This window comes from Paenibacillus rhizoplanae (assembly GCF_042684125.1).
In the GTDB taxonomy this organism is placed as follows: Bacteria; Bacillota; Bacilli; order Paenibacillales; family Paenibacillaceae; genus Paenibacillus_AQ; species Paenibacillus_AQ rhizoplanae.
The window spans coordinates 1-720 of the sequence record NZ_JBHUKY010000068.1; the positions used below are offsets into that span (position 1 = coordinate 1).

Genomic DNA, 720 nt, shown 5'->3' on the forward strand with positions numbered 1-720 from the left:
CAGTATGTAAGACCCCTTGAAGACGACGAGGTAGATAGGTTGGAGGTGGAAGTGCAGCAATGCATGGAGCTGACCAATACTAATCGGTCGAGGGCTTATCCAAAAATCTACAACGCAGATTTGTTTCGGATTCAGTTTTCAGGAATCAATTTCCTGAAGCATTTACGCTGTAAATGCCCGTTTGGTGGCGATAGCGGAGGGGTTCCACACGTACCCATCCCGAACACGACCGTTAAGCCCTCCAGCGCCGATGGTACTTGGACCGAAGGGTCCTGGGAGAGTAGGACGCCGCCAAGCGGACCATCCACACACACTGTGGTATTTTTTTTGCCCGTATTGTTTACATATTCCCTGATAGCTCAGTTGGTAGAGCACTCGACTGTTAATCGAGTTGTCACAGGTTCGAGTCCTGTTCGGGGAGCCATATGGAGAGGTGTCCGAGTTTGGCCGAAGGAGCACGATTGGAAATCGTGTAGGCGCCACAAGCGTCTCGAGGGTTCGAATCCCTCTCTCTCCGTAGCAATACTTCTTTGAAAAGGGATGAGAACCCTCAGTGGTTCGTTGGAGCATAAGCTTCGTTAGCACTACATCGCAATCTCGTAACGAAGTGAAGAGTATCCCTCTCTCTCCGTAGCAATACCTTACAAGTAATAGAACAGCGTGGCTCGTTGGTCAAGGGGTTAAGACACCTCCCTTTCACGGAGGTAACATGGGTTCGAA

At 50.1% G+C, this 720-nt stretch carries 2 tRNA genes and 2 rRNA genes; all 4 read left to right on the forward strand.

The features are described 5' to 3' along the window. Positions 1–103 (forward strand): 23S ribosomal RNA (locus ACFSX3_RS26300); the annotation flags it as partial. Between the two features lie 77 nt (positions 104–180). Further along, positions 181–297, forward strand: a 5S ribosomal RNA gene (rrf, locus tag ACFSX3_RS26305). Between the two features lie 51 nt (positions 298–348). Further along, positions 349–424: transfer RNA gene (locus tag ACFSX3_RS26310), tRNA-Asn, on the forward strand. A gap of 3 nt (positions 425–427) precedes the next feature. Continuing rightward, positions 428–517, forward strand: a tRNA-Ser gene (locus ACFSX3_RS26315). The last annotated feature ends 203 nt before the right edge of the window (positions 518–720 follow it).